The sequence below is a fragment of the Duganella sp. CY15W genome, from assembly GCF_009857555.1.
GTDB classification, from domain to species: Bacteria; Pseudomonadota; Gammaproteobacteria; order Burkholderiales; family Burkholderiaceae_D; genus Rugamonas; species Rugamonas sacchari.
The window spans coordinates 1156859-1182857 of record NZ_WWCQ01000002.1; the positions used below are offsets into that span (position 1 = coordinate 1156859).

The 25999-nt window shown below is 62.7% G+C and carries 23 protein-coding genes; 12 read left to right on the forward strand and 11 right to left on the reverse strand.

Going from position 1 to position 25999, the window contains the following annotated elements; genetic code table 11:
• Positions 1–11 precede the first annotated feature (11 nt).
• The 6 genes from GTP58_RS14580 to GTP58_RS14605 form a co-directional block, all read right to left on the reverse strand.
• A complete protein-coding gene (locus tag GTP58_RS14580; protein ID WP_161078044.1) occupies positions 12–779 on the reverse strand; it encodes a hypothetical protein in 768 nt (255 codons plus the stop codon).
• Positions 779–1387 carry a hypothetical protein gene (locus GTP58_RS14585; protein ID WP_161078045.1) on the reverse strand — a complete coding sequence of 203 codons (609 nt, stop codon included), beginning with the start codon at positions 1385–1387 and terminating at the stop codon, positions 779–781. The genes GTP58_RS14580 and GTP58_RS14585 overlap by 1 nt, the downstream gene beginning before the upstream one ends.
• Before the next feature lie 7 nt (positions 1388–1394).
• Positions 1395–2720: a lipopolysaccharide biosynthesis protein RfbH gene (gene rfbH / locus GTP58_RS14590; protein ID WP_161078046.1), complete on the reverse strand. Its 1326-nt coding sequence runs from the start codon at positions 2718–2720 to the stop codon at positions 1395–1397.
• A gap of 10 nt (positions 2721–2730) precedes the next feature.
• Positions 2731–3807, reverse strand: coding sequence for a CDP-glucose 4,6-dehydratase (gene rfbG, locus GTP58_RS14595; protein ID WP_161078160.1), 1077 nt, complete (start codon positions 3805–3807; stop codon positions 2731–2733).
• Complete coding sequence (gene rfbF, locus GTP58_RS14600; protein ID WP_161078047.1) at positions 3804–4577, reverse strand: glucose-1-phosphate cytidylyltransferase; 774 nt, start codon at positions 4575–4577, stop codon at positions 3804–3806. The genes rfbG and rfbF overlap by 4 nt, the downstream gene beginning before the upstream one ends.
• Before the next feature lie 129 nt (positions 4578–4706).
• Positions 4707–7538 (reverse strand): glycosyltransferase, encoded by a 2832-nt coding sequence (locus GTP58_RS14605; RefSeq protein ID WP_161078048.1) that lies wholly within the window; start codon positions 7536–7538, stop codon positions 4707–4709.
• A 64-nt stretch (positions 7539–7602) separates the two neighbouring features.
• On the opposite strand from GTP58_RS14605, the gene GTP58_RS14610 reads away from it, so the two are divergent.
• Together GTP58_RS14610 and GTP58_RS14615 are read left to right on the forward strand one after the other, a co-directional pair.
• A complete protein-coding gene (locus tag GTP58_RS14610) occupies positions 7603–8073 on the forward strand; it encodes a VOC family protein (RefSeq protein WP_072783490.1) in 471 nt (156 codons plus the stop codon).
• Between the two features lies 1 nt (position 8074).
• Positions 8075–8494, forward strand: coding sequence for a CBS domain-containing protein (locus tag GTP58_RS14615; protein WP_161078049.1), 420 nt, complete (start codon positions 8075–8077; stop codon positions 8492–8494).
• Positions 8495–8604: 110 nt separating this feature from the next.
• Here the strand turns inward: GTP58_RS14615 and GTP58_RS14620 are convergent, their stop codons facing one another.
• The 5 genes from GTP58_RS14620 to scpA all read right to left on the reverse strand — a co-directional run bounded on the left by GTP58_RS14620 (position 8605) and on the right by scpA (position 16904).
• Positions 8605–9258, reverse strand: coding sequence for a hydrolase (locus GTP58_RS14620; protein WP_161078050.1), 654 nt, complete (start codon positions 9256–9258; stop codon positions 8605–8607).
• Between the two features lie 140 nt (positions 9259–9398).
• Entirely contained in the window at positions 9399–10493 is a 1095-nt protein-coding gene (locus tag GTP58_RS14625) for an SGNH/GDSL hydrolase family protein (RefSeq protein ID WP_161078051.1), read from the reverse strand.
• 5 nt (positions 10494–10498) lie between these two features.
• Positions 10499–13633: a tetratricopeptide repeat protein gene (locus GTP58_RS14630; RefSeq protein ID WP_161078052.1), complete on the reverse strand. Its 3135-nt coding sequence runs from the start codon at positions 13631–13633 to the stop codon at positions 10499–10501.
• Between the two features lie 59 nt (positions 13634–13692).
• Positions 13693–14673, reverse strand: coding sequence for a methylmalonyl Co-A mutase-associated GTPase MeaB (gene meaB, locus GTP58_RS14635; RefSeq protein ID WP_161078053.1), 981 nt, complete (start codon positions 14671–14673; stop codon positions 13693–13695).
• Positions 14673–16904, reverse strand: a complete 2232-nt coding sequence (gene scpA / locus GTP58_RS14640; protein ID WP_161078054.1) for a methylmalonyl-CoA mutase — start codon at positions 16902–16904, stop codon at positions 14673–14675. The genes meaB and scpA overlap by 1 nt, the downstream gene beginning before the upstream one ends.
• 199 nt (positions 16905–17103) lie before the next feature.
• On the opposite strand from scpA, the gene GTP58_RS14645 reads away from it, so the two are divergent.
• Genes GTP58_RS14645 through GTP58_RS14690 form a run of 10 tightly spaced genes read left to right on the forward strand, consistent with a single transcriptional unit; the run spans position 17104 to position 25945 of the window.
• Positions 17104–18033 (forward strand): cyclopropane-fatty-acyl-phospholipid synthase family protein, encoded by a 930-nt coding sequence (locus GTP58_RS14645; protein ID WP_161078055.1) that lies wholly within the window; start codon positions 17104–17106, stop codon positions 18031–18033.
• A gap of 8 nt (positions 18034–18041) precedes the next feature.
• A complete protein-coding gene (locus tag GTP58_RS14650; RefSeq protein ID WP_072783506.1) occupies positions 18042–18644 on the forward strand; it encodes a GNAT family N-acetyltransferase in 603 nt (200 codons plus the stop codon).
• A 19-nt stretch (positions 18645–18663) separates the two neighbouring features.
• Positions 18664–18966, forward strand: coding sequence for a hypothetical protein (locus tag GTP58_RS14655; RefSeq protein WP_161078056.1), 303 nt, complete (start codon positions 18664–18666; stop codon positions 18964–18966).
• Positions 18963–19685, forward strand: a complete 723-nt coding sequence (locus GTP58_RS14660; RefSeq protein ID WP_161078057.1) for an SDR family NAD(P)-dependent oxidoreductase — start codon at positions 18963–18965, stop codon at positions 19683–19685. The genes GTP58_RS14655 and GTP58_RS14660 overlap by 4 nt, the downstream gene beginning before the upstream one ends.
• Before the next feature lies 1 nt (position 19686).
• Positions 19687–20361: an MBL fold metallo-hydrolase gene (locus GTP58_RS31385; RefSeq protein WP_161078058.1), complete on the forward strand. Its 675-nt coding sequence runs from the start codon at positions 19687–19689 to the stop codon at positions 20359–20361.
• Positions 20358–21380 carry a beta-ketoacyl-ACP synthase 3 gene (locus GTP58_RS14670; RefSeq protein WP_161078059.1) on the forward strand — a complete coding sequence of 341 codons (1023 nt, stop codon included), beginning with the start codon at positions 20358–20360 and terminating at the stop codon, positions 21378–21380. Before GTP58_RS31385 ends, GTP58_RS14670 begins: the two co-directional genes overlap by 4 nt.
• Entirely contained in the window at positions 21381–22583 is a 1203-nt protein-coding gene (locus tag GTP58_RS14675) for an SDR family oxidoreductase (protein ID WP_161078060.1), read from the forward strand. It begins immediately after the preceding gene.
• Positions 22580–24379, forward strand: a complete 1800-nt coding sequence (locus GTP58_RS14680) for an HAD family hydrolase (protein ID WP_161078061.1) — start codon at positions 22580–22582, stop codon at positions 24377–24379. Before GTP58_RS14675 ends, GTP58_RS14680 begins: the two co-directional genes overlap by 4 nt.
• Entirely contained in the window at positions 24369–24602 is a 234-nt protein-coding gene (locus tag GTP58_RS14685) for an acyl carrier protein (protein WP_072783518.1), read from the forward strand. The genes GTP58_RS14680 and GTP58_RS14685 overlap by 11 nt, the downstream gene beginning before the upstream one ends.
• A gap of 2 nt (positions 24603–24604) precedes the next feature.
• Positions 24605–25945 (forward strand): class I adenylate-forming enzyme family protein, encoded by a 1341-nt coding sequence (locus GTP58_RS14690; RefSeq protein WP_161078062.1) that lies wholly within the window; start codon positions 24605–24607, stop codon positions 25943–25945.
• The last annotated feature ends 54 nt before the right edge of the window (positions 25946–25999 follow it).

The following is a 25999-nucleotide window of genomic DNA, read 5'->3' on the forward strand; positions in this document are numbered from 1 at the left end:
GATGGCCTTACTTACAGATTGGGATAGTTTTCGCCGAGCAGAACCAGCGGACGCTGGATCACCTTGTCCTGGCCCCATTCCGCAATGCGCTTGGACAGCAGGAAGGCCTGCAGGCGTTCGCAGCAGAACGCGATGCTGCGGTCGGCATAGCCTTCGCGGTACACATAGTGATGGCGGAAGTAGCGCGAAGCCACCAGCTCCAGGTCGTGGATGATTTCGACAAACCACTGCACCGGAATGAAGGCCACGGTCGGCGCCGGAATGAAGGCTTTGCCGCTCAGGAAGTTGGCGGCTTCCAGATTGCTGATGACGCCGCAATCGATGGCGTCGCCAAAGAACATCAGGATGTCGCGGCCCGTCACGCAGGCTTCGTACTGCTGCAGCACGGTGCCGGCCCAGCCGACAGAAATCGGCACGATGGGTGTCTTGCCGTCGCCGTAAAAATGCTCGGGCTTGACCTTGGCCAGCATGTCCGGATGGGCGTGGTAGTTGAACTGGTGCAGAATGCCGATCGGATCGGTCAGCGCAAAGCGGCGGTAGTGGCAGAAGCCGACAAAGCCTTCGGCCTTTTCCGCGATCAGGCGGCGGCGGATTTCAAACAGCGCCAGGTATTCGCCCAGATAGCGGTTGCGCATCGCTTCCTCAGGCGATAGCAGCTGGCTCATGGCCAGGCCTTTCTCCGGCACGTAATCGCCGGAGCCGACCATGGTCATAAAGTCCGGCATCTTCCAGTTGAAAGGCGCGTGGGCGATGCAGTAAAAGGGCGGAGTCGGATTCATTACGCGGGGACGGCTTTGATCAGGTAGTGAGACGGCAGGGCCGCCTCGATGAGCGTTTCCGCCACGCTGCCGTCGCGCGCGGCTTGCGCGCGCAGTGCGGTTTCGACGTCGGCCGGCAGCGGCGCCGGGTTCAGCAGGATGCCGCTGACGACGCGGAAGTTGGCGCCAGTGAACAGCTCCAGGATGCCGGCGATGCCCCACGCATGGCGCGCTGGCGTGGACGAGCCTTCCCAATGGTCGCGGTTGGCAATGCGGGCAATGATGGCGGCATCGACCGGCATCACCTTGCGCACCTGCTGCAACACGCGCTGCGGCTGCTGGTACTGCTCCAGCGTGGTGTCGAAATACCAGCCGTCGGCCCACTCCAGCTGCTTGTAGAAGGCGGCGCTGACGGTATCCAGATCGGCCATATACACACGGTCGGCATAGTCGCGCGCATGTTTTGCGCGTTCCGCATCGGCATCCACCACCATCAGCGAGGTGGCGGGATACAGCTTGCGGTAAGCGCGTGCCAGTTCGCCGTCGTTACCGCCTGCCTGCACCAGCAGGCGGGCGTTTTGCTGCAGGATGTCACGGAACGGTGTGATGTATGCAGCGGGGTCGCTCATGGCAGGCTTAGAAATTGACACCGAAGAAGGCTTCCAGCTTGTCGACCACGAAGTCCAGCATTTCACGGCTCAGGCCTGGGTAGACGCCGACCCAGAAGGTGTCGTTCATGACGCGGTCGGTGTTGGTCAGCTCGCCCGAGATGCGGAAGTTACGGCCTTGCATATACGGTTGGCGCACCAGGTTGCCGGCAAACAGCAGGCGGGTGCCGATCTTGTGCTGGTCCAGATAGGTCAGCAGGTCGACGCGAGCGACGTTGGCTTCCGGCTTCAGCGTCATCGGGAAACCGAACCACGAAGGATCGGAGTTCTCGGTGGCTTCCGGCAGGATCAGGAATTCCTCGCACGACTTCAGGCGGTCTTTGAGGTAGGCGAAATTGTCCTTGCGCGCCTGCACGAAGCCCTCGGCACGGTCGATCTGCGCCAGGCCGCAAGCGGCTTGCATGTCGGTGATCTTGAGGTTGTAGCCCAGGTGGCTGTAGGTGTACTTGTGATCGTATCCGGCTGGCAGCGTGCCGAAGCACTGGCAGAAGCGCTTGCCGCAGGTGTTGTCCTTGCCTGGGGGGCAGTAGCAGTCACGGCCCCAGTCGCGGAACGATTCGGCGATCATTTTCAGTTCCGGATTGTTGGTGAATACTGCGCCGCCTTCGCCCATGGTGATGTGGTGCGCAGGGTAGAAGGACATGGTGCCGATGTCGCCAAAGGTACCGACCATCTTGCCGTTATAGGTCGAACCCAGTGCGTCGCAGCAGTCTTCGATGAGCCACAGGTTGTACTTCTTGCAGATCGCGGTGATGACGTCCAGGTTGTACGGATTGCCCAGCGTGTGCGCCAGCATGATGGCCTTGGTCTTCGGCGAGATCGCCGCTTCCAGCTTGGTCACATCGATGTTGTAGGTGCCCAGTTCGACGTCGACAAACACGGGAATCGCGCCGAACTGGATGATCGGGTTGACGGTGGTCGGGAAGCCGGCAGCGACGCCGATCACTTCATCGCCCTGCTGGATCGCGCGCGGCCCCAGTTTCGGCGAGGTCAGCGCGCTGAACGCGACCAGGTTGGCCGAGGAACCAGAGTTCACGGTGATCAGGAAGTCCACGCCGATCAGCTTGGCCAGCTTGGCTTCGAACTGGTCGTTGAAGCGGCCGGTGGTCAGCCACGCATCCAGCGAGGCTTCGACCATCAGTTCCATTTCCGGTGCGCCCACCACTTTGCCGGCTGGCGGGATGACGGTCACGCCCGGCTCGAATGGTTTTGGTACGCTGGCCAGCGCGCCGTATTCGGCCACTAGCTTGTTGATCTGCGCGCGGAGTTGTTCCTTGGTTTGTGCTTCACTCATGATTGCTGCCTTAGATGGGTGCGGTGTTTTGATAGGTGTCGATTTGTGCCAGCGTCAGTGCGCGCATGTCGGCGCCCGACACGTGGGCCTGATGCCAGGCGACGATCATGTCGATCGTGTGTCCCAGGTGCCAGCGCGGCTGCCATTGCAGGCGGCTGCGGGCCTTGGAGCAGTCCAGTTTGAGATAGTGTGCCTCATGCGGCTGTGGCGCGGCGTCCAGTTCCCACGCGGCGCCGTCGCCCCAGCTCTGGCAAAGGTGTTCGATGATCCATTCGACGGGACGGGCATCGATATCGTGCGGGCCAAAGTTGAAGCCTTCGGCAAAGGCCGGGCCGTGCTGGTACAGATGCTCGGCCAGCGTCAGGTAGCCGGACAGCGGTTCCAGCACGTGCTGCCACGGACGGATGGCGTGCGGGCTGCGGATGCGCACCGGCGTGCCGGCCGCAATCGCGCGCACCATGTCGGGGATCAGGCGGTCTTCGGCCCAGTCACCGCCGCCGATCACATTGCCGGCGCGGCCCGAGGCCAGCGCCACGCCATGTTCAGCGTATTTTTCGGGATTGAAGAAGGAAGAGCGGTAGCCGGCCGTCACCAGTTCAGCGCAGGCCTTGCTGTTGCTGTACGGGTCATAGCCGCCGAAGGCTTCGTTTTCACGGTAGCCCCAGGCCCATTCCTTGTTTTCGTAGCACTTGTCGCTGGTGACGTTGACTACCGCCTTGATACCGGGCGTGTTGCGCACCGCTTCAAAGAAGTTGACCAGGCCCATGACGTTGGTCGCGTAGGTTTCAACCGGGTTGGCATACGAGTAGCGCACCAGCGCCTGCGCTGCCATGTGGATGACGATTTCCGGCCGGGCGTCCTGCATTGCCTTCTGCAAGGCGGCGCCATCGCGGATGTCGCCGATGATGGAGGTCATGCCGCTGCCGACCTGGGCTACGTCAAACAGGCTGGGCTTGCTTGGCGCTTGCAGCGCAAAGCCGGTCACATGTGCGCCAAGCTGTTGCAACCACAGGCTGAGCCAGCTGCCTTTGAATCCCGTATGGCCGGTCAGGAAAACCCGCTTTCCTTGCCAGAACGAAGGCTTCATGGCCACTTCTTCCACGGCGCCTTGCCGCTGTCCCACAGGTCTTCCAGGTGGATTTTGTCGCGCAGCGTGTCCATCGGCTGCCAGAAGCCGTGGTGGAAGAAGGCGTCCATCTGGTTGTCCAGGGCCAGCGTTTCCATCGGTTCTTTTTCCCAGATGGTGGCGTCGCCTTCGATATAGTCGATCACCTTGGGCGACAGCACGAAGTAGCCGCCGTTGATCCAGGCGCCGTCGCCGCGCGGTTTTTCCTTGAAGCTCACGATGCGCTGGCCGTCGATGTCGATGGCGCCAAAGCGGCCTGGCGGCAGCACGGCCGACATGGTGGCCAGCTTGCCGTGGGCCTTGTGGAATGCAATCGACGCGGTGATGTCGATGTCGGCCACGCCGTCACCATAGGTGAAGCAGAAGGCTTCTTCGTTCTTCAGGTGTTCGCGCACGCGCTTGAGGCGGCCGCCGGTCATGCTGTCGGCGCCGGTGTCGATGAGCGTGACGCGCCATGGTTCGGCGTGGCGCTCATGCACTTCCATGCTGTTGGCTTGCAGGTCGAACGTGACGTCCGAGGTGTGCAGGAAGTAGTTGGCGAAAAATTCCTTGATGACGTAGCCGCGGTAGCCGCAGCAGATCACGAAGTCATTGATGCCGTGCGCCGAATAGCTCTTCATGATGTGCCACAGGATCGGCTTGCCGCCGATCTCGACCATCGGTTTCGGCTTGACGGTGGTTTCTTCGCTGAGTCGTGTGCCCAGGCCGCCTGCCAAAATCACTGCTTTCATGCTGTCTCCGGAATGGTGATGAGTGTGTTCGCAGACTGCATTGTCAGCCATTGCCGTCGTATTTTAAACGAAAAGAACAATGGTTTTGGCCCCTCTGCCGGGTGGATCGCATTTTCTGCAGGAAATATTTTAGTGGGATGCCAGTAGCATCTGATAACCCTGGCGCAAGACCTGCTGGATTGCCTCGTTGTGCTGCGGGTCGCCCTCCGCCAACGCGCGGTAGTGCTGCTGGACCAGTGCGCTGAGCGCGTTCAAGCGGCTGGCCAGCAAGGCCTTGAATTTAACGCTGTCCGTGAGGAAGTGCTGGCGGGTGTGGGCCTCATACAACAGATACAGGCGCTCCAGTGCCGGCGCCAGCAGTTCCTGCACGGCGCTGGCGCTATCGGCGGCGGCTGGCAGCTGCGGCTGGAAGGTCGATAGCGGCGCCGGCAGGTAGGCGCATTCGCGCCCGGCCAGCGCGGCCAGTGCGGTGGCGACGCCAGCCAGGTGACGATAGCGGCGTCCCTGGTAGTGGCCGAAGGAGGCGCCCAGCTCGGTACGGCGCAGCAGCAGGCTGGCAGGCTGGCATAGCACGTCGCCAGCGCCGCTTTCACTGGTCAGCAGCACATTGGCCAGCGAGGAGCCGACTACCGCGGTTTCCGTCGGCAGCAGCGGCGCGCCGGGCAAGGGCGTGCCATCCGCGCCGACCGGCTGACGCCAGCACGCCACCAGGCCGATGCCGGGGTAGGTCTGGTAGAAGTGCATCATCCGGCTGAGTTTGTCGGCGTGCAGCACGTCGCCTGGCGGAGCGACAGCGATGTAGTCGCCGAGGGCCAGCGTCAGGCAGTGGTCCAGATTGTCTTCGGGATTGAGCGCTGGCGCGCGGTTGTAGCGCAGCTGCGGGTGGGCTGCCAGCAGCTTGGCCAGCTTGCGGCGGCGGCTGTCGCCGGTGCCGCTGTCGCTGACGATGATTTCGCAGCGGCCATAGTGCTGCTCCAGTGCGCTGCGCACGGTACGCTCCAGCTGCTCTGGGTTGTCCAGGTCGCCGGTGGGAATAAGTATGCTGACCAGCGGCAGGCTGACGTCCGGCTGGCTGGCGTCCACATCGCACTGCAATGTGCCGCGCGCGACTTGTAGGTAGAGCTGTTCCAGGTGGCGCACCAGTGCTGGCGTGTCGAACAGCGGCGTACGGTCGCGGTTTTTTGCCAGACGGCGGCGTAGGCGCGCGAGTTCCTGCGGTTTGCCGGCCAGGCGCACCGCCTTGTCTTCGTAGGCGCGGGCGCTGCGCGTGACCAGTTCCGGCAGGCCGATGGCGTGCAGCAGGCTGCCGCCGAGGCGGGCGGCGTAGCTGTGGCCGGCATGGGTCAGCACCGGCACGCCGGCCCACAGCGCATCGGCTGCCGCTTCGCCGCCGCTCAAGGGCAGGGTGTCGAGGCACAGGTCGGCCAGTTGCAGGCGCGCGAGGTACGCGCTTTGCGGCGCGCGTGGCGCGAACACCAGCCGCTCGCTGGCGATGCCGTGGCGTAGTGCGGCCACGCGCAGGTTGTCGCGCACCGGTTCGGTATCGGTGCACAGCCACAACACGCTGTCCGGCACGCGCCGCAGTATGCGCATCCAGGCGGCGAACTGCGCTGGCGTCAGCTTGCGTGCACTGTTAAAGCTGCAAAACACAAACGCTGCATCCTGCAGGCCGCAGCTGGCGCGCGTGGGCGCCGGGCCGACGGCGCGGCGGCGGTCGTGGATCTGCACGCAATCCGGCAAATAAAGCGGCTGCTCGGTCAATGACGGGGTCAGCGCGGGCGGGGCGACAAATGAGTCTGCCAGCAGGTAATCGATGGCAGGCATGGCGCTGGTACCGGGATGGCCCAGCCAGGCGATCTGCACCGGGGCCGGGCGGTGCGCCAGGATGCCGGGACGGCCATCGGCGCCGAGGCCGTGCAGGTCGACCAGGATGTCGATTTCGTGCGCGCGGATGGTCTGCGCGGCTTGCAGGTCGCTCATCACCGTCAGGCGGATATGGTGATCCAGCTGCGGCGCGATGCGGGCGCGCAGGCCGCTGCGGTCTTCCTCGTTCCAGCTGAAGCCGTAGATCTCAAACTGCGCGCGCTGGTGCAGGCCGTACAGCTCGGCCGTCAGACGGGCGGCGGCGTGGTCGCTGAAATCGGCGGACAGATAGCCGATGCGCAGCTTGCGGTGCAGATAACCTTGCTCATCCGCCAACGGCGCGGGCGGCGCGGCGCGGTTGACGGGATGGCGGCTGGCGGCGGCCAGCTGCCTGGCCGGATCGTCGCTGATGCACAACATGGAGGCAGCCGAGGCGCTATGGTCCAGGTCGGCCTCGGCCAGCCCCGGCAGTGGCGCGCAGATCGGCCAGGCGCATTGCTGCTGGCGCAGGCTGATCCACTGGGCGACAATTTCAGGCTGCTTGGGATCGAGCAGCAGGCTGCGCGCGCAGGCGTCTTCGGCTTCCGGATAGTGCTTGCGCAGCGCCGCCACGCGCGCCACGCTGTTGAGCGCCTGGATCTGTTGCGGCCGGCTGGCGGGATGGTCGGGGTCGATCTGGGCCAGCGCGGCGCGCCAGGTGGCCAGGGCGGCCTCGTGCTGGCGCAGGCGCTCCTGCAGCGTGCCCAGCGTCATGCGGGCGTCGATGAAATCGGGTTTGATGGCCAGCGCGGCGCGCAGCGACTGCTCCGCTTCCTGCTGCTCGTCCGCCTGAATCTGCAGCACGCCCAGGTTGTACCAGGCGGCAAACAGCAGCGGCGATTCGGTACAGTGCAGCCACAGATGGTAGAGCTCGGCAGCGCGCTGGGTCTGGCCGGCGTGGCCCATGAGTCCGGCCAGGCCGATCAACTGCATGATGGGCAGGGCGCCGCGCCTGGCCAGCACAAACGCCACCGTGGCCGCCTGCGTGAGTTCGTTGGCGGCGATGGCGCGGTTGAGTTCCTGCAGTTGCGATTCATCGCTGGGGCGGCTGGCAGTCATACTGGTATTGTCGGCTGAATCCGTCTAGGATTCAATCTTCGCATACCAAAGTGAGACAGTATTGATGAGCAGACCGTTTGAAATTCTGGGCTTGCAGCAGATTGCCGTCGGCGCCGCGTCCAAGGAACCGCTGCGCAAGCTGTGGGTAGACATGCTGGGGCTGGCGCCGTCCGGCCATTTCGTCAGCGAAAAAGAGAACGTCGACGAGGACATCGTGCTGCTCGGCAGCGGGCCATTCCAGGTCGAGGTCGACCTGATGCAGCCGCTCGACCCGGCGCGTTCGCCGCGCGTGGACCAGCCGGCGCTGAACCATGTCGGCCTGTGGGTGGACAATCTGGCGCTGGCGGTGGAATGGCTGACGGCGCAAGGCGTACGGTTTGCACCGGGTGGCATCCGCAAGGGCGCGTCGGGCCACGACATCGCGTTTTTGCACCCCAAGGCCAATGAGGCATTTCCCATTGCCGGGGCCGGGGTGCTGATCGAGCTGGTGCAAGCGCCGCCAGAGGTGATTGCCGCATACCGCCGGGGAGTGTGAGATGAAGATCAAAGACATCATGAGCCGCAACGTAGTCACGGTGGGGCTGGACGATACGCTGGGGCTGGTCAAGGAGATATTCGACCACAGCAAATTCCACCATCTGCTGGCGATGGAAGGCGGTGAGCTGCTGGGCGTGGTATCGGACCGCGACCTGTTCAAGGCACTGAGCCCGAACATCGGCACCAACGTCGAGACTTACAAGGACACGGCCACGCTCAACAAGCGCGTACACCAGATCATGTCGCGCAAGCCGAAAATCCTGCGCGAGGACGCGACCATCGACATGGCCATTGATCTGTTCAATGAGCATGCCATCTCCTGCATTCCCATTTTGAGCCACGACGACCGCCTGGTCGGCATCCTCAGCTGGCGCGACATCCTGCGCAGCCTGCGCGGGCACTCCGACGAAGAGTCTTAAAAAAAACGGGGTCAGGTCCGTCATTTCTACACGAGCTCTGCCTTAGACCTATTATCTAAGGCAGAGCTCGTGTAGAAATGACGGACCTGACCCCGGAGTGTTTAGAGTGTTTAATGGCCTTCAGCGGCGTTGAACATGGTTTTGGCGTAGATCAGGCCGAGGCCGTAGCCGCCGCCGTGGGCGATGGAGGTGGCGACGGTTTCGTCGTAGGTTTCGCCGCGCGCCCAGTCGCGTTGCAGTTCCAGCAGGTATTGCAGCGAGGTCATCGGACGGGCGCCAGCCTGCACCATGCGTTCGACGGCGCGCTGGTGGGCTTCATCGGAAACGTCGCCGCTGGCGTCGGTGATCACATACACTTCAAAGCCCTGGTCCAGCGCTGACAGTGCCGGACCAACGATGCATACCGAAGTCCACAGGCCGGCCAGCACGATTTTCTCTTTGCCGATGGCGTTCACGCGCTCGGCGATGCGTGGGTCTTCCCAGGTGTTCATGGTGGTGCGGTCGATTGCCACTTCGTTCGGGAACGCGTCTTTGATCTCGTTGAAGATCGGGCCGGAGAACGATTTTTCTGCCACGGTGGTCAGGATGGTCGGGACCTTGAATTCCTTGGCGGCCTTGGCCACCAGCGCCACGTTGTTGCGCAGCTGGACCGGATCAATCGATTTGGTGGCAAACGCCATTTGCGACTGGTGATCAATCATGATCAGTGCGTGGTTGCTTGGGCTCAGCAGAGTTTGACCTGGTTTTGCGATTGCGGTTGGCATGGTAGTGCTCCTTAAGTTCAATAATTTCGATTTGTATTTCGCGGTGTTCTGCGCTGTTGGAATGAAGTATGCGCGGCGAAATGGAAAACAAAAAGCGGAAAAATTTCCGCTTTATTATCGAAATTTTCGAATATGGAGATTTACTGTTGCGCCAACATCAGCAAGCCGACGAAGTCGAGGTGGCGGCCGCTGGCCTGGGGCAGGCCGGGGGCGTAGCAGTCGAAGCCGCTCTGGGCGCCGCCAGCGTCTGCCGGCACCGACACGCCCAGCTTGCTACCGCCGTAGTGCATCAGCAGGCTGTGGCTCCACAGCAGCGGCAGCGGGATGCTGGAGTAGATGAACGGCAGCGTCTCGGTGTCCGCATGGCGCGTGGCGACGCGGGTGTTGATGTTGAGGCCTTCCGGTGTGCTCAGTTCCAGCTGCAGCGCGTCGTGCTGCGGGTCGGATTTGAGGAACAGGGCCAGCGGGAACATGGCGCTGTGCAGGTCGAAGCGGCTGCCCGGCAGCATGCGCAGATAGTCCAGCTGCATCAGGCGGTTGGCGATGTGGCCCGGTTCCACGGGACCGCTGACAAACTGCTGCAGGTTCATGGCCGGAATGTACATCACTTCCATCTTCGCAAACGGCGATAGGGTTTGCAGCCGCGCGGCGGTGCTGACCAGTGGCTCGGCGTTCTGCGCCTTCAGCGTCAGCAGACGCTGTGCGACCAGCGCGCCGATGATGGAGGTGGCGTGCGGCGTGTCGTAGTGGGCTGGATCGCGGTACATCCATTCCGGCGCGCGGCCGAGGAACAGAGACGACATCCATGCTCGCACGTCGATGTAGGGCAGCGCCAGTTCCTGGTAGGCGCGGATCTGCGCGTCGTAGATCGGATTCTGTACGCTCATGGAGAAGTGCTGCTGCTGCGCCAGCACCAGCGGCACAAACACGGCCGATGGATACAGGCGCGCTGCCACTTTCAGCAGCAGATGGAAGCACATCAGCCATGAATCCGCACCGCCGGGGCGCGGCGCGAAGTGGCCGGAGTCGTTGATGCCGTATTCGTACAGGATCACATCGGCAGGCTGGCCATTGAAGGTTTCGTGCAGGCGGCCGATCGCCGACAGCGAGGTGGTGGCGCCCACGGAGATCTGCACGATCTCCGCTTCGGCATAGCCTTGCAGCGATTGCGCCAGCCCTTGCACATAGCCACCCTTGAGCAGCGAATTGGACCCGCCGATGATGAGGATACGCATGGTCGTTATGCCGGTACGGCAGTGATGATGTAGCGTTGCGCCAGCGCGTCCTGCACCGACAGTTCGGGATCGCTGCCACTGGCCAGGGCGATCTGGCGCAGCAGCGGCAGGAAGGCGTCGCGGCCCGGTTCATTCAGGATCACGGGCGAGCCGCCGGTCAGGCGGAAGCCGCATTGCTGCACCAGTTCCAGCAGCGTGCCGCGCGTGAACTGGCGCAGTTCGTCCTGCTGCATCACGCCATCGGGACGATAGCGGAAGTCGCCCATGTTCAGGCGCACCTGCGCGCCCCAGTGCTGGGCGTTGCGCACCGAGAGCACCAGCGTGCCGTCGGCAGCCATGCTGCTGCGGATGTGCGCTAGCAGCGCCCACGGGTCGCGCGAGCGTTCCAGCGCGCCATCCAGCACCCAGCAATTGGCCTGCGCCAGTTGGCGGTCGCGCTGCTCGTCCGGCGTTTCGAAGTCCTGGTTGTAGACGAAGTCGCAGTGCGCGCGTGCCTGCTCGGCGACGATGGCGTCGCGCTCGATGCCGGTGTAATTGCACACGGGGTTTTTCTGTTTGTAGGCTTTGGCAAACGCGCCATCGCCACAGCCCAGTTGCACCACCTTGATCGCGGCCGGCGGCATGAAGGCCATCAGCTCCTGATTGATCTGCGTGGTGATCGGCTTGTCGTAGTGGTAGCCGCCGGTGCGGCGCACGGTGCCTTGCCAGTCGTGGCGGATGAAGATGCGCTGCGCCGGGTTGTCACTGAAGTCGTTGTTGACCCATTCGACGTTGCGCAGCAGGTCGCTCTTGCCGGCACGGGCCAGCGCGATCATCGGCGGCAGCATTGGGGCGCCGTGCTTGACCGGCAGCGGCCACTGGCGCACGACCTCGATATTGGTCAGCATGCAGGCCGGGTGCAGGTAGGGCATGCTGTTCGGACCATTCGGCTGGCCATGTTCGTCCACCGGCGTGACGTTGCCGACGCCGTACATCTGCGGTTGCAGGTGCTCGTCCAGCGATTCCAGGAAGCCGCGCTTGAGGATTTCCACGTCTGAGTCGAGGAACAGAACGCGGCCCGACAGTTCGAGGTTTTCAATCGCCCACGCCATGCCCGGGCCGTGGTGGATGTTGTAGCCGAACGGGATGAATTTCACGCCCTGGTATTGCGCGCAGACCGGCGCGATTTGCGCCGCGATCTCCGGCGCCGAGCCGTCGATGATGGTGACCGGGTTGTGCGGGTAGTGCTGGCGGAAGGTGCTCAGCAGCGAGGCAATCAGGTCGGGTGCGTTGTACGACACCGCGATCATGGGGATCTGGTCGATAGGGTTCATGGTCTGGCTCTTGGAAGTAGGGGCGGCGACGCGCTTCATGGCCGCCTCCAGGTTGCGCACCAGGCGCGGCGTGTCAAACAGGGCACAGCTCATGCGGTTGTCGTTGAGCTGCTGCTTCATGGCGGCGATGCGGGCCGGATCGTTGGCCAGTGCGACCGCCTTCTCTTCGTAATCTTCGAAGGTGGTGGTGATCAGTTCGGGCAGGTTCACAGCATGCAGCAGGCTGCCCGCCATGCGCGAGGCGAAGGTCGGGCCGGAGCAGGTCAGCACCGGCAGGCCCGCCCACAGCGCATCGCTCGCGGTGGTGCCGCCGTTGAACGGGTAGGTATCCAGGAACAGGTCGGCGATGCGGTAGCGTGCCAGATAGTCGGCCGGCAGCGCGCGGGTGGCGAAGATCAGGCGTTCTGGATCAATGCCGGCTTCTTTGGCGTGGTGCTTGAGGTTCTCGCCGACCAGCGGCGTATCGGCCACCAGCCACAGGACGGAGTGTGGCACGCGGCGCAGGAGGTTCATCCAGTGCGCAAACAGCTCCGGCTTGTATTTGTAGCTGTTGCTGAAGGAGCAGAAGACAAATGCGTCTTCCGGCAGGTTGACCGAGGCGCGCGTTGGCGTGTTGCCGATCAGGCGCTGGCGGTCATTGATCTGGAAGGTGTCGGGCAGGTGCAGCGGCTTCTCGGTGAAGTCTTTTTCCATCTCCGGCGTGATCAGGTATTCGTCGGAGATCACGTAGTCCACGCCAGGCAGGCCGGTGGTGCCGGGGAAGCCCAGCCACGTCATCTGCACTGGCGCCGGGCGGTAAGCGAGGATCTGCGGACGCGCGCCGGAGGTCAGGCCGTGCAGGTCGACCAGGATGTCGATTTCGTTGGCGTGGATCAGCTGGGCGGCCTGTTCGTCGCTCAGCGTGTGGATCGGAATGTAGTGGTCCATGCCGGCGACCACGCGTGCGCGCAGCGGCGAGCCGTCGTCGCGGCTCCAGCTGAACGCGTAGACTTCAAACTGGCTGCGGTCATGCATGCCGTACAGCTCCGCCGTCAGGATCGATACGGCGTGCGAGCATAGGTCGGACGACAGATAGCCGATGCGCAGGCGCTGGTGGCCGTAGCTCTGGCCTGGCTGCGTCAGTGGCGCTACGCTGGCATCGAGCTTGTCGCTGACGAAGCGTTTGGCGGCGGCCATTTGCAGGTCCGGGTTGTCGGTGAGGCTCAGCATGGCCAGCGCCGAGGCGCCGTCTTCCATCTGCTTGCGGCTGATGTGCTCCAGGCCCGCCCAGGTCGGCCAGTGGCACTGCTTCTGGCGCAGGTGGACCCAGTGCGTCATGACGTTGGTCTGGCTGGCATCCATGCGCAGGCTTTGCGCCAGCATCTTTTCCGCTTCCGGATACTGCTTCTGGATTTCCAGCAGGCGTCCCAGATTGTTCAGGGTCTGGATGTACAGGGCGCGCTGTTTGACCTTGTCGATCTTGACGGCGGGCGTCAGGATGGTGCGCCACATGTCCAGTGCGTCCTGCGGCTTGCCCATGCGTTCCAGCAGCGTGCCCAGATTCAGGCGGCCTTCAATGAAACGTGCCTGCAGCGCGATGCATTTTCGGTAGGCCGCTTCGGCGCCGGCATCGTCGTTGGTAGCGGCCAGCAGCGCGCCGAGGTTGAACCAGGCGGCATACGCCAGCGGCGAGCGGCTGGTGTGTTCTATCCAGGTGCGATACAGGTCGATGGCCAATTGCGGCTGGCCTTGTTGCGTCAGTGTGGCGGCGGCATCGAACAATTCGGGGATCGTCATGTTGCCGCGTGCGGCCAGTTTCAGCCATTGCGCGTGGGAGGATGCAGTCATTGAGGCGTAGTGTATTGATCGGTTGATCGGTAGGGCTGGCCTATCATACCCGCTTCCCCTCAGGGACGAAAGGCGTCCAGCAGCAGGGTGGCCAGCGTGGCGGGACTGGCGTGGCCGTCGGCGACCTGCTGCAAGGCTTGCGGCAGCGCGGCACGGACGGCGGCGTGGCTGCGGAAGCGTTCCTGCAGGCCGGCTTCCACCAGGTGCCACATCCATGCTTCGGCTTGATGCTTGCGGCGCTCGTCGAAGGCGCCGGCTTGCTGCATGGTGTCGCGGTAGCTCTGCAGCACGGCCCAGACTTCCGGGATGCCTTCGCCGGTGCTGGCGCTGGCTTGCAGGACCTGCATCTGCCAGTGCGGCGAGGCGGGACGCAGCATGTGCAGCGCGGCTTTCATCTGGCCAGCGGCGACGGCTGTGGCGCGCGGGTCGAGGTCGGCCTTGTTGTAGACGACGATGTCGGCCAGCTCCAGTATGCCTTTCTTGATGCCCTGCAGTTCGTCGCCGGCGTTCGGCAGTTGCAGCAGCAGGAAGACGTCGCACATGCTGGCGACGGCGGTTTCGCTCTGGCCGACGCCCACGGTTTCAACGATGATGATGTCGAAGCCACCCGCTTCGCAGACCAGCATGGCCTCGCGGCTCTGGTGGCCCACACCGCCCAATGCGCCGCGCGCGGGCGAGGGGCGGATATAGGCGTTCTCCTGCTGCGACAGGCGCTCCATGTGGGTTTTGTCGCCGAGGATGGAACCGCCGGTCAGTGGCGATGAGGGATCGACTGCCAGTACCGCCAGGCGCAGGCCCTGCGCCAGCAGGTACATGCCAAAAGCTTCAATGAAAGTGGACTTGCCGACGCCCGGTACGCCGCTGATACCGATGCGGAGCGCTTTGCCAGTGTGCGGTAAAAGACGGTCCAGCAAGGATTGCGCACGTAGCCGGTGGTCGGGCCGCGAGGATTCAACCAGGGTGATGGCTTTTGCGAGTGCGCGCCGTTGCCGCGCCAGCAGGGCGGCGGCGAGGGCCTCGTCGTCCGGTTCAAGCGCCATCAGACGCGGGCCGCGTTTGCAGTGGTTGCGGCAGAGGCGGTGAAAGCCGCGTGGTTCGCGGCGACGGGAGCCGCCAGCGATTCGCGGATTTGCTCCAGCACTTCGGCGGCGCACAGCGGAATCGGCGTGCCGGGGCCGAAGATGCCTTTGACGCCTGCCTGGTACAGGAAGCCATGGTCCTGCGTCGGCACCACGCCGCCGACGAACACGATGATGTCTTCCGCACCCTGTTCGCGCAGGGCTTCGATCAATTCCGGTACCAGCGTCTTGTGGCCGGCGGCCAGCGTGGACACGCCGACCGCATGCACGTCATTTTCAATCGCCTGCCGCGCGGCTTCCTGCGGCGTCTGGAACAGCGGGCCAAGGTCAACGTCGAAGCCCAGGTCTGCAAATGCGGAGCCCACTACGCGTGCGCCGCGGTCATGGCCGTCCTGTCCCAGCTTGGCGACCATGATGCGGGGACGGCGGCCTTGCTCTACCGAGAACTGTTCCACTTCCGCGCGCAGGCGCGACCAGTTTTCATCATCGGCCAGGCCGGCCGAATACACGCCGGAGACAGTCTGGCTGGCGGCGCGATGCCGTCCCCATGCCTGTTCCAGCGCGTCGGAAATCTCGCCCACGGTGGCGCGCAGGCGGGTGGCGCGGACTGCCAGTTCCAGCAGGTTGCCGTGGCCTTCGTAGGCCGCTACGCCCAGTTCCGCCAGCGCTGCGCCCACCGCCTCCTGATCGCGTGACGCACGGATCTCGGCCAGCCGCGCAATCTGCTGCTCGCGCACGGCCGTGTTGTCGATCTCGCGCGCTTCAACCTGGTCCTCAATGCCGCTCTGGTATTTGTTGACCCCCACGATGACATCCTTTCCTGCATCGATGCGTGCCTGCTTCACCGCAGCTGCCGCTTCGATCTTCAGTTTGGCCCAGCCGGAACCTACGGCCTGCGTCATGCCGCCCATCTGCTCCACTTCCTCGATGATGGCCCAGGCCTGATCGGCCACGTCCTGCGTCAGTTTTTCCATCATGTAGGAGCCGGCCCATGGATCGATGACGTTGGTGATCTGCGTCTCTTCCTGCAAAATCAGCTGCGTGTTGCGGGCGATGCGGGCGGCGAATTCGGACGGCAGCGCAATCGCCTCGTCCAGCGAATTGGTGTGCAGCGACTGGGTGCCGCCAAACACCGCCGCCATGGCTTCCACCGTGGTGCGTACCACGTTGTTGTATGGGTCTTGCACGGTGAGCGACCAGCCGGACGTCTGGCAGTGCGTGCGCAGCATCAGCGACTTTTGCGACCTGGCGCCAAACGCTTTCATGATGCGGCACCACAGCAAGCGCGCGGCGCGTAGCTTGGCTACTTCCATGTAGAAGTTCATGCCGACGCCAAAGAAGAATGACAGGCGTCCTGCAAAATCGTCAACATCCATGCCCTTGTTGATGGCGGTGCGCACGTACTCCATGCCGTCGGCCAGCGTCAGGCCCAGTTCCAGCGCGGGCGTGGCGCCGGCTTCCTGCATGTGGTAACCGGAAATCGATACCGAATTGAACTTCGGCATATGCTGCGCCGTGTAGGCAATGATGTCGGCGACCACGCGCATCGACGGTTCGGGCGGATAAATATAGGTATTCCGCACCATGAATTCTTTGAGAATGTCGTTCTGTATGGTACCGGACAGTTGTTCCGGCGCCACACCTGCCTCCTCTGCAGCGACGATATAACCGGCCAAAACCGGCAGCACCGCACCATTCATGGTCATCGATACGGACACTTTATCGAGCGCGATGCCGTCAAAAAGGATCTTCATGTCCTCCACCGAATCGACCGCCACGCCAGCTTTGCCGACGTCGCCTTTCACGCGCGGATGGTCGGAATCATAACCCCGGTGGGTGGCCAGATCGAAGGCCACGGACACGCCCTGGCCACCGCCGGCCAGCGTGCGGCGGTAGAAGGCGTTGGATTCGCTGGCGGTGGAAAAGCCGGCGTACTGGCGGATGGTCCACGGGCGTGCAGCGTACATGGTGGCTTGCGGGCCGCGCACAAAGGGCTCAAAGCCGGGCAGGGTGTCGGTGTGCGGCAGGCCGTCCAGATCCGCCGCCGTGTACAGCGCCTTCATGGTGATGCCATCGGCCTGCTGAGTATTGAGCCGGGCCGCATCGCCGCCGGGCGCGGAACGTGCCGCTGCCGCATGCCAGTCCGCCAGCGTGGCAGCAGGGGCGGGAGGAACTGGGCGGCGTTCGGTCATATCTGGCTTTCGGCGGGCTGACGGTTGTGTGCCGATTGTACCTTGCAGCGACGGGCTTTCCTACCCATTGCACAGATGCTGAAAAGGGTGGTTTTTCCGTGGCTGTTTGGCATACCCAAAACCGGGATGGGTATGCTAGAGTGCAGCCTTCTGCCGGACGCTCGGCCGGTTTCTGATGTTTTAGCCAAACGCGATATTCATGCCTGAAAACCATCCCTTCCAGCTCGACCGGGTACGTTACCCGGGGCTGACCCGCATGGCCGACATCCTGCGTGCCAAACACCGCTTTGCCGCTGACATCATCGACCGTGGCGCCGCCCTGTTTGGCGCCGAATGGGCCGACGCATTCGAGCCGGTGCTCAACGCGCTGTTCCCGACCGAGGAGGCAGTGACGGCAGCCGCCAAGGGCTATTCGGTTTTCGCCATGCAGTCCATGCGCTTGCAGGCCGTGTTCGAGCGCGAACGCCAGTACAAGGCCAAGACCCACGAGCAGGCCTCCAGCGAGGTGTATTTCAACGAACAGCACATGATGCAGGAATACCTGCCAGGCCTGCTGCTGTCGCACTTCCTGTGGCCCCACCACTACCGCCAGATCCAGTTCTTCAACAGCGCCTTTGTGCAGGCGATGCGCGTTGCCGGCGCCACTTCGTTTATGGAAGTCGGCATCGGCACCGGCTTGTATTCGGGCCTGCTGCTGCGCGCCTTGCCGCAGGTGCGTGGCGTGGGGCTGGATATCAGCCCGTCGTCGCAGCGCTTTACTGAAACCCAGCTGGCGGCGCTGGGTGTGGCGGACCGCTACCGCACCGAGCTGCGCGACGTTACCGCAGAGCCGCTGGAACCGAAAGCCAACTGGCTGGTGTGCGTGGAAGTGCTGGAGCATCTGGATGATCCCGTCGCATTCCTGCGCGGTCTGCGCCGCAATATGGCGCCGGGCGCCAAGGCCTTTATCACGGCGGCGCTGAATGCGGCGCATGCCGACCACATTTACCTGTACCGCAACGGCGGTGAAGTGCTGGCGCATTTGATCGAGGCTGGCTTCACGCTGGAGCAATCGTTCATTGGCATGGCTTACAAGCCGTCCGCACCAGGTGTGCCGGTGCCGGAAGCTGCCGCCTTCATCGTCTACTAGGAAGCCTTATGTCCCAAGCTGCCGTACCGAACACCGAAGTGCTGAGCGGTGAATTCGTCAACCTGCGTCCACTGCGTCCGGAAGACGCCGCGCTGACGCTGGACTGGCGTACCGCCCAGCGTGCGCGCTTCCTCAACGCTGGTGCTGCCAGTGTCGAACAGCAGGCTGCATGGATCGCCAGCCGTCCCGCATCCGAGTACAACTACATCATCGAATTGAAAAACGGCCACCCGGTCGGCATGCTGTCGCTGGTCGGCATCGACCGCGCCAACCGCCACGGTGAACCGGGCCGCTTCCTGATCGGCGACGAAGCCGCGACGCAGGGCGTGCCGGCTGCGGTGGAAGCCATGAAGCTGCTGTATGAACTGGCGTTTGACCGCCTGGGCCTGCTGCGCGTGTGCGGCATCATCGCCGCTAACAACACGCTGATGATCAAGTGGCAGAAATACCTGGGCATGAAGGAAGAAGGCCGTCTGCGCAAGCACCTGTGCCAGAAGGATGGCTCGTTTGAAGATGCCGTGTACCTGGGCATGCTGGATGACGAATACCGCAAGAACGCGCTGCCGCGCATGAAGGTGCTGATCGCCGCTGCGCGCCAGGCCGCCAAATAATTCATTACAAGGACTACCCATGCTGAACCAAGACGCTATCCACGCCATCATCCTGCAGGCACTGAACAACATCAACGACGAGCGCGGCCCGGATGAACAGCTGACCGTCGGCCTGGACACCCGCCTGTTCGGCGCCGATGCGGTGCTTGATTCGCTGTCGCTGGTATCGGTGATCGTTGACGTTGAAGGCGCTGTATCCGAACAGGCAGGCCGCGACATCAGCCTGACCGACGACCGCGCCATGAGCCAGGAAGTTTCACCGTTCACCGACGTGAACTCGCTGACCGCCTACATCGAGCTGCTGCTGTCGGAAAAGGCATGAACCCAACTGGCGCCACCTATGCTGGCAAGCTGGCGCTGATTACCGGCAGCCGGCGTGGCGTTGGACGCCTGATCGCTGAGTACATCCTGCGCAATGGTGGCCGTGTGGCCGGCTTTGCGCGCGGTGAGTCAACGATCGATCATCCCGGCTACCATCACTTCCAGGTCGATATCGGTGATCCGGCTTCGGTGCAGCAGGGTTTTGCGGCGCTGAAAAAGGTCAGCGACGCGGTGCATATCGTGATCAACAACGCTGCCGTGCTGACCTCGCAGTATGCGATGATTATGCCGCCCGCACAGGCGCAGGCCATGATTAACACCAACCTGATGGGCGCCTTCATGGTGTCGCGCGAAGCCTCAAAGCTGATGCGCAAGGGGAAGTGGGGCCGCATCATCAATATCGGTTCGATGGCGGTGAGTCTGGAGCCGATTGGCGATTCCGTCTACGCCGCCTGCAAGGCCGGCCTGACGACGCTGGCCAACGTGATGGCCAAAGAACTGGCGCCGCTGAACATCACCTGCAATACGCTGTCCATCACCGCGATCAAGACCGATATGCTGGCGCAGCTGCCGGGCGATAAGATCGATGCCGTGATTGCCGGCTTGCCGATTCCGCGCTATGCGGAGCCGGACGACATTTTCAATATCATCGACTTCCTGGCGTCTGAACGCAGCGCGTACATCACCGCACAGACCATCTACATGGGCGGAGTGAACTAACATGGCGAGCGTGGTTGGCAATTGGGGCGGCGGGAATGTCTGGCGCGTCACCAGCGGCGAGTTTTCGTCGAATGCCTACTTTTGCGAAGCGCAGGTAGAGGGCGGCGGCATCCTGATCGATGCCGGGCTGGATGGCGAGACCATCGATGCTGAACTCAGCGAGCATGGCCTCCGTCCGCACGCGGTCTACTGCACCCACGGCCATTTCGACCACACTGGCAGCGCATCGCATTTCCAGAAAAAATACGGCAGCGCGGTGTTCGTGCCCAAGGCAGACCTGAAGCTGATGAAGGCGTCCAATTTCCTGCTGATGGCCATGAAGCTCAAGCACAAGGTGGTGCTGCCGGAAGCGACACTGGTGGAGCCGGGCCATGTGGCCGACATTGCCGGCACGCCGCTGCGCTATCTGCCTGCGCCTGGCCACACGCCGGGTTCCTGCATCATCGAATTCGGCAATGCCTGGTTCACGGGCGACACGCTGTATGCGCGCGGTGTAGGCTTGTCGCATCTGCCGGGAGAGGACCATGCGGTGTTGAAGCAGACGATACTCGGCTACTGGCAGGATCTGACGCCGGAGCGCACCATCTATCCCGGCCACGGCAACGCGGCCGACGGCGAGTCGGTCCGCACCGGCAACGCCGCTTTGTTAAACTTTTTAGGGCTGGCAGCATCGTGAGCACTTCTCCATTCCCAGGTATTACCATCTCCGGCGTCGGCCATCATCTGCCCGAGCATGCGGAGGACAACGCGACCCTGTGCCGCAACCTGGATGTGACGCCAGAGTGGATCGTTGAGAAAACGGGCATCGAACAGCGCTACATTGCGGGACCGGATGAATCGGCATCGCAGTATGCAGTGCTGGCGGCCCAGCGCGCGATTGAAATGGCCGGCATCAGCGTTGAGGAAGTGGACCTGATCATCGCCTGCACCTTCTCGGGCGATTACATTTATCCGCCGCTGTCGGCCAAGGTGCAGATGGAGCTGAAGGCCACCAATGCGCAGATCTTCGATTTGCAGGCCAACTGCACCGGCTTTGTGACTGGCCTGACGGTGGCGTCGGACCGTATGCGGGTTGATCCCTCGGTGCGCAATGCCGTGGTGATTGGCGTGGAGTTCCTGTCGCGTTACATCGACCGCTCGGACGTCAACACGGCGATTTACCTGAGCGATGGCGCGGGTGCTGCGGTGCTGAGCCGCAGCGACGATCCGAAGGACGGCATTATTTCTTCGGCCTTCCATACCGATAGCTCGAACTATGAGTCGGTGCGCATGCGCGGCGGTGGTTCCAGCCATCCGTTGATCGGCCGCGCGTTTGATCCGGCGGTGGATTACATGGAGATGAACGGCATCGCGACGTGGAAGCAGGCGATTACCCATCTGCCGCGTGTGATCCGCAAGGCGTGCGAGAAGAGCGGCGTGGCACCGGCGGATGTGGATTTCATGCTGTTCCATCAGGCGAACCTGCGCATGATCGAGTACATCGTGCGCAAGATGGGCTATAAGCTGGAGCAGACCTATACCAACGTCGCCCGCGTGGGCAATACGGGGGCGGCGTCGCTGGCGATTGCCATGAGCGAGGCGGTGCAGAATAAGCTGGTCAAGGATGGCGATACGGTGGTGCTGGCTGCTGTGGGCGCCGGTTTCAACTTCGGCGCTTCGGTGTGGCGCTGGAAGATGGCCAAGAAGGAAGCGTAAATGTTTAAAGATTTCGATGCGATCCAGGTTGGCGAAACGCAGATGCTGACCAAGCACATTACGGAAGCGGACGTGCGCAAGTTCGTCGAGATGACGGGTGACGATAATCCGCTGCACGTGGACCGCGCGTATGCGGAGACGACGGCGTTCAAGGATATCGTGGTGCACGGCATGCTGGGTGCGTCGTTTATCTCGACGGTGATCGGGACCAAGCTGCCGGGAACTGGCGCGCTGTGGGTGTCGCAGAATATGGAGTTCCTGCTGCCGGTGCGCCTGGGCGATGTGCTGACGATCAGCGCGACGGTGTTGAAGAAGCATGAGCGTGAGCGTTTGCTGGAGCTGGATACGAAGATCGTCAATCAGAACCAGCAGCTGATTTTGACCGGCGTGGGCAAGGTGAAGGTGCTGGTGACGGCGGAGCCGGAGGCCAGGCCGGCTGCGGATGCGCGTCCACGTGTGGCGATTGTGACGGGCGGCGCTGGCGGCATCGGCAAGGCGATTTGCCAGCGTCTGGCGGCGGATGGCTTTGACGTGGTGGTGAACTATCGCGGCCAGGCGGATCGCGCGGCGCAGATTGTGGCGGAGATCAATGCTGGCGCAGGCGAAGGCAAGGGCCGTGCGCTGGCGGTGCAGGCCGACATCGCGACCGAAGCAGGCGCGCAGGCGCTGTATCAGGCGGCGGTGAAGGCGTTTGGTGCTGTGAGTGTGCTGGTGAATAACGCTTCGCCGCGCATCAATCCAAAGCCGTTCGGCGCGACGGCATGGGACGATGTGCAGCAGCAGATGGATGTGCAGGTCAAAGGCGCATTCCTGATGACCGGTGCGGTGGTGCCGGAGATGGGCGCGCGCAAATGGGGCCGCATCGTGAATATTACGTCGCAGGTGCTGGATGGTTCGCCATCCGTCACGTGGACTGGCTACGCAATGGCCAAGGGCGCGTTGCAGGTGTTCTCCAACTACATGGCCGCTGAACTGGGGCCGCAGGGCATTACGGTGAACTGCGTGTCGCCAGGCATGTGCGAGACCACGCTGATTGGCGATATTCCGGAGAAGGCGCAGCTCATGATCGCGCGCCAGACGCCATTGCGCCGCCTGGCCAAACCGTCCGACGTAGCGGCGGCAGTGGCCTACCTGGTGTCGGATGACGCTGGCTTTATCACCGGCGACACCGTGGCCGTCAACGGCGGGATGGCGATGCGATGAACGAGGTTCCTGTCGACCCTCGTGCTGCGGCGCTGGCGGTGCTGGCCAAAGCCGACAGCACCATGATGCAGCTCACGCAGGCGGTGAACGCGCTAGAGAAGGAAGCGCAGCCGCGCACGGTGAAGATCGGCGTGTCGTCTTCCGCGACTGTGGACCTGCTGAATGTCTACCTGCGCAAACATGGCCTGCTGAATGGTGCGCGCATCGATCTGGTGGCGGGTAATTATGACGATCCTATCGGCGACATCGATCTGTTCACGCAAGCTGGCGTGGAGCAGATCGTGCTGCTGCCGTTCTTTGATAACCTGCTGCCGTCGTTTGAAGCGCAGCTGGGAAATCTCGACCCATCCATCATCGATGCGAAGGAAGCGGAGCTGCGTCAACGCTACCGCATGGTGTTTGACAAGGCGCGCGCTGTGCCGGCCATCTATCTCGGCACCTTCCATCGCATGGGCAGCCCGGCTGACGCAGCAGGGCAGGATGCGGTGGCGATTGTTCTGGCACGCTTCAATGCCGCGCTGCGCGATGAAGCCGCCGCCTACGCGAATATCCGCATCATCGATACGGAAGACATCGTGCGCGCAGTCGGCCAGGGCGCTGCGTTTGATACGCGTTTCTACTTCCGCAGCAAAGCACCCTACACCGGCGCCTACATGAATGAGCTGGCGCGGCGCATTGCCGCCGCTGCACGCGGTTTTGGCGCCCACTTCTACAAAGTGCTGGCGCTGGATTGCGACAATACCTTGTGGGGCGGCGTGATCGGCGAAGACCTGCTGAACGGTATCAAGCTTGGTCCTTACGATTATCCGGGCAATATCTTCTGGCGCATGCAGCAGGAATTCGCGGCGCTGGAACGCCAGGGGATTCTGCTTGCACTGGTCACCAAGAACAATCCGGCGGATGTCGATGAAGTGCTGCACAAGCATCCCGACATGGTGCTCAAACAATCGCAGCTGGTGGCCAAAAAGGTCAATTGGGAAGACAAGCCATCCAACCTGCGCGCGCTGGCCAAGGAGCTCAACGTCGGTCTGGATAGCATCGTCTTCCTGGATGATTCCTCGTTTGAATGCGAAGCCGTGCGCCAGCAGCTGCCGATGGTGAAGACCGTGCAGGTGCCGACCACGTTGTCCGACTATCCGCGCGTGGTGGCGGAAATCAAATCACTGTTCCTGGCCGGCGGCATCGCAGCCGACAGCAAAGACAAAACCGAACAATACCGCCAGCGTGCCGGCGCCGAAGAACTCAAAGCGCAATTCGACACGCAGGAAGACTATCTGGCCTCGCTGGAGCTCAAGGTCGAATTGACCCGCAACGCTCGCGCCAGCGCGGCCCGTATCAGCGAACTGTCGCAGAAGTCCAACCAGTTCAACCTCACCACCACGCGCTACAGCGTGGCCGAGATCGAGCAGATGATGGAAGGCGATAGCCATGCCGTCTATTCGCTGGTGGTCAGCGACAAATTCGGCAATGCCGGTCTGACCGGCGTGGCCGTGATGCGCTACGAAGGCCAGGCCGCTATCATTGAAAACTTCTTTATGAGCTGCCGCGTGATTGGGCGCGGTGTCGAGACGGGCATCTGGCCCCGCATCGTCGCTGACGCCATGCAGCGCGGCTGCACTGAACTACGTGCGCAATACATCCCCAGCGCAAAGAACGCCCAGGTGGCAGACTTCTACAACCGCCTTGGCATGCCCGCACACGAAGAAACCAGCGAAGGTGTGCGAAGATACACCATCGCCGCAGCGGATTTCGCTGCGCCCCCTAACCCATGGATCGAGATGACTTATGTTGAATGAAGACGCACTGAAACAAGTAATGGCCACCATGCTGAACGTGGATGCTGCCACGATCAACGAAGATTCCAGCATGGACAACGTACCTAACTGGGACTCGCTGCGCCATATGAATCTGGTGCTGGCGCTGGAAGAGGAATTCAAGGTGAGCATTCCTGACGAAGACGCGGGCAATATCACTTCCTATAAACTGATCAAGCTGGTGCTGAACGATCTGGGAGTGTAAGCATGGAATGGCTGATCGAACGGTTCCAGAGCGCGCCGGAGCGTATCGCTTTCATCCACGAAGACCGTGAGGTCAGCTATGGCGGCGTCGTCTCGTCGATAGATGCTTTCTACCAGCGTGTGCAGGCAGCAGGCATCCAGCGCGGCCAGACCGTGGTGGTACTGGGTGACTATTCGCCGGAAGTGTTCTGCATGATCATGGCGCTGTGCCGCAACGGCAGCATCGTGATTCCGCTGACCCGCAGCTCGGTGGTGGAAGAGTCGGTGGCGCTGGCCGTTTCGGGCTGCGAATGGTATGTGGAGTTTGACGCGGCTGGCCGCGACGCCACCATCACCCATCGCGGTCTGAAAAGCGATAACGCGCTACTCAACGAATTCCGCCAGCGCGGCACGCCGGGCATGGTGCTGTTCTCGTCCGGTTCGACCGGCAAGCCGAAAGGCATCCTGCACGACTTCAATCAGGTTGCGGAGAAGTTCCGCAAGCAGCGTACCCCGGTTGTGGCCATACCGTTCCTGATGATCGACCACTTCGGCGGCATCAACACCATCCTGGCGATTACGTCCAGCCTGGGCACAGTGGTGACGGTGGCAGACCGCTCGGTGCCGAACATCTGCGCGGCAATCGAGAAGTACAAAGTGGAGCTGCTGCCCGCCACGCCGTCCTTCCTGACGTTGATGATGGCGTCCAATTTGCAGAACCAGTACGACCTGTCGTCGCTCAAGCGCATTACCTACGGCACGGAAGTGATGCCGCAATCGACGCTGGACCGCGTACGCGCGCAGTTCCCTGGCGTGGATCTGCTGCAGACCTATGGCCTGTCGGAAGTCGGCGTGCTGCGTTCGCAGTCGCGCGAGGATGGTTCGCTGTGGGTGCGCGTTGGCGGCGAGGGCTTCCAGACCAAGGTGGTGGATGGCGTGCTGTGGATTAAATCGCAGTATGCGATGGTCGGCTACCTGAATGCGCCTTCCGAGTTTGATGCGGATGGCTGGTTCAATACGCAGGACCAGGTGGAGGTGGATGGGGATTACTTCCGCATCCTGGGCCGCGTGACGGACCTGATCAACGTGGCGGGCCAGAAGGTATATCCGTCGGAAGTGGAGAGCGTGATTCTGGAGATGGACAACGTGCAGGACGTGGCGGTGTTCGGCGAGAAGCATGCGATGCTGGGTAACATCGTGGTTGCCAAGGTGGTGGTGGATACACCGGAAACTGCGGACAGCCTGAAGAAGCGCATTCGCCAGGAATGCCTGGCGCATCTGGCGCCGTTCAAGGTGCCGGCCAAAGTCATTCTGGCAGAAGGTCCGCTGCACAGCACGCGGCAGAAAAAAATCCGCCGCGCCTAACCCCAGAGCATGGGGTCTGACCCCGTACGGGGTCAGACCCCTGTTGTGCGGTGT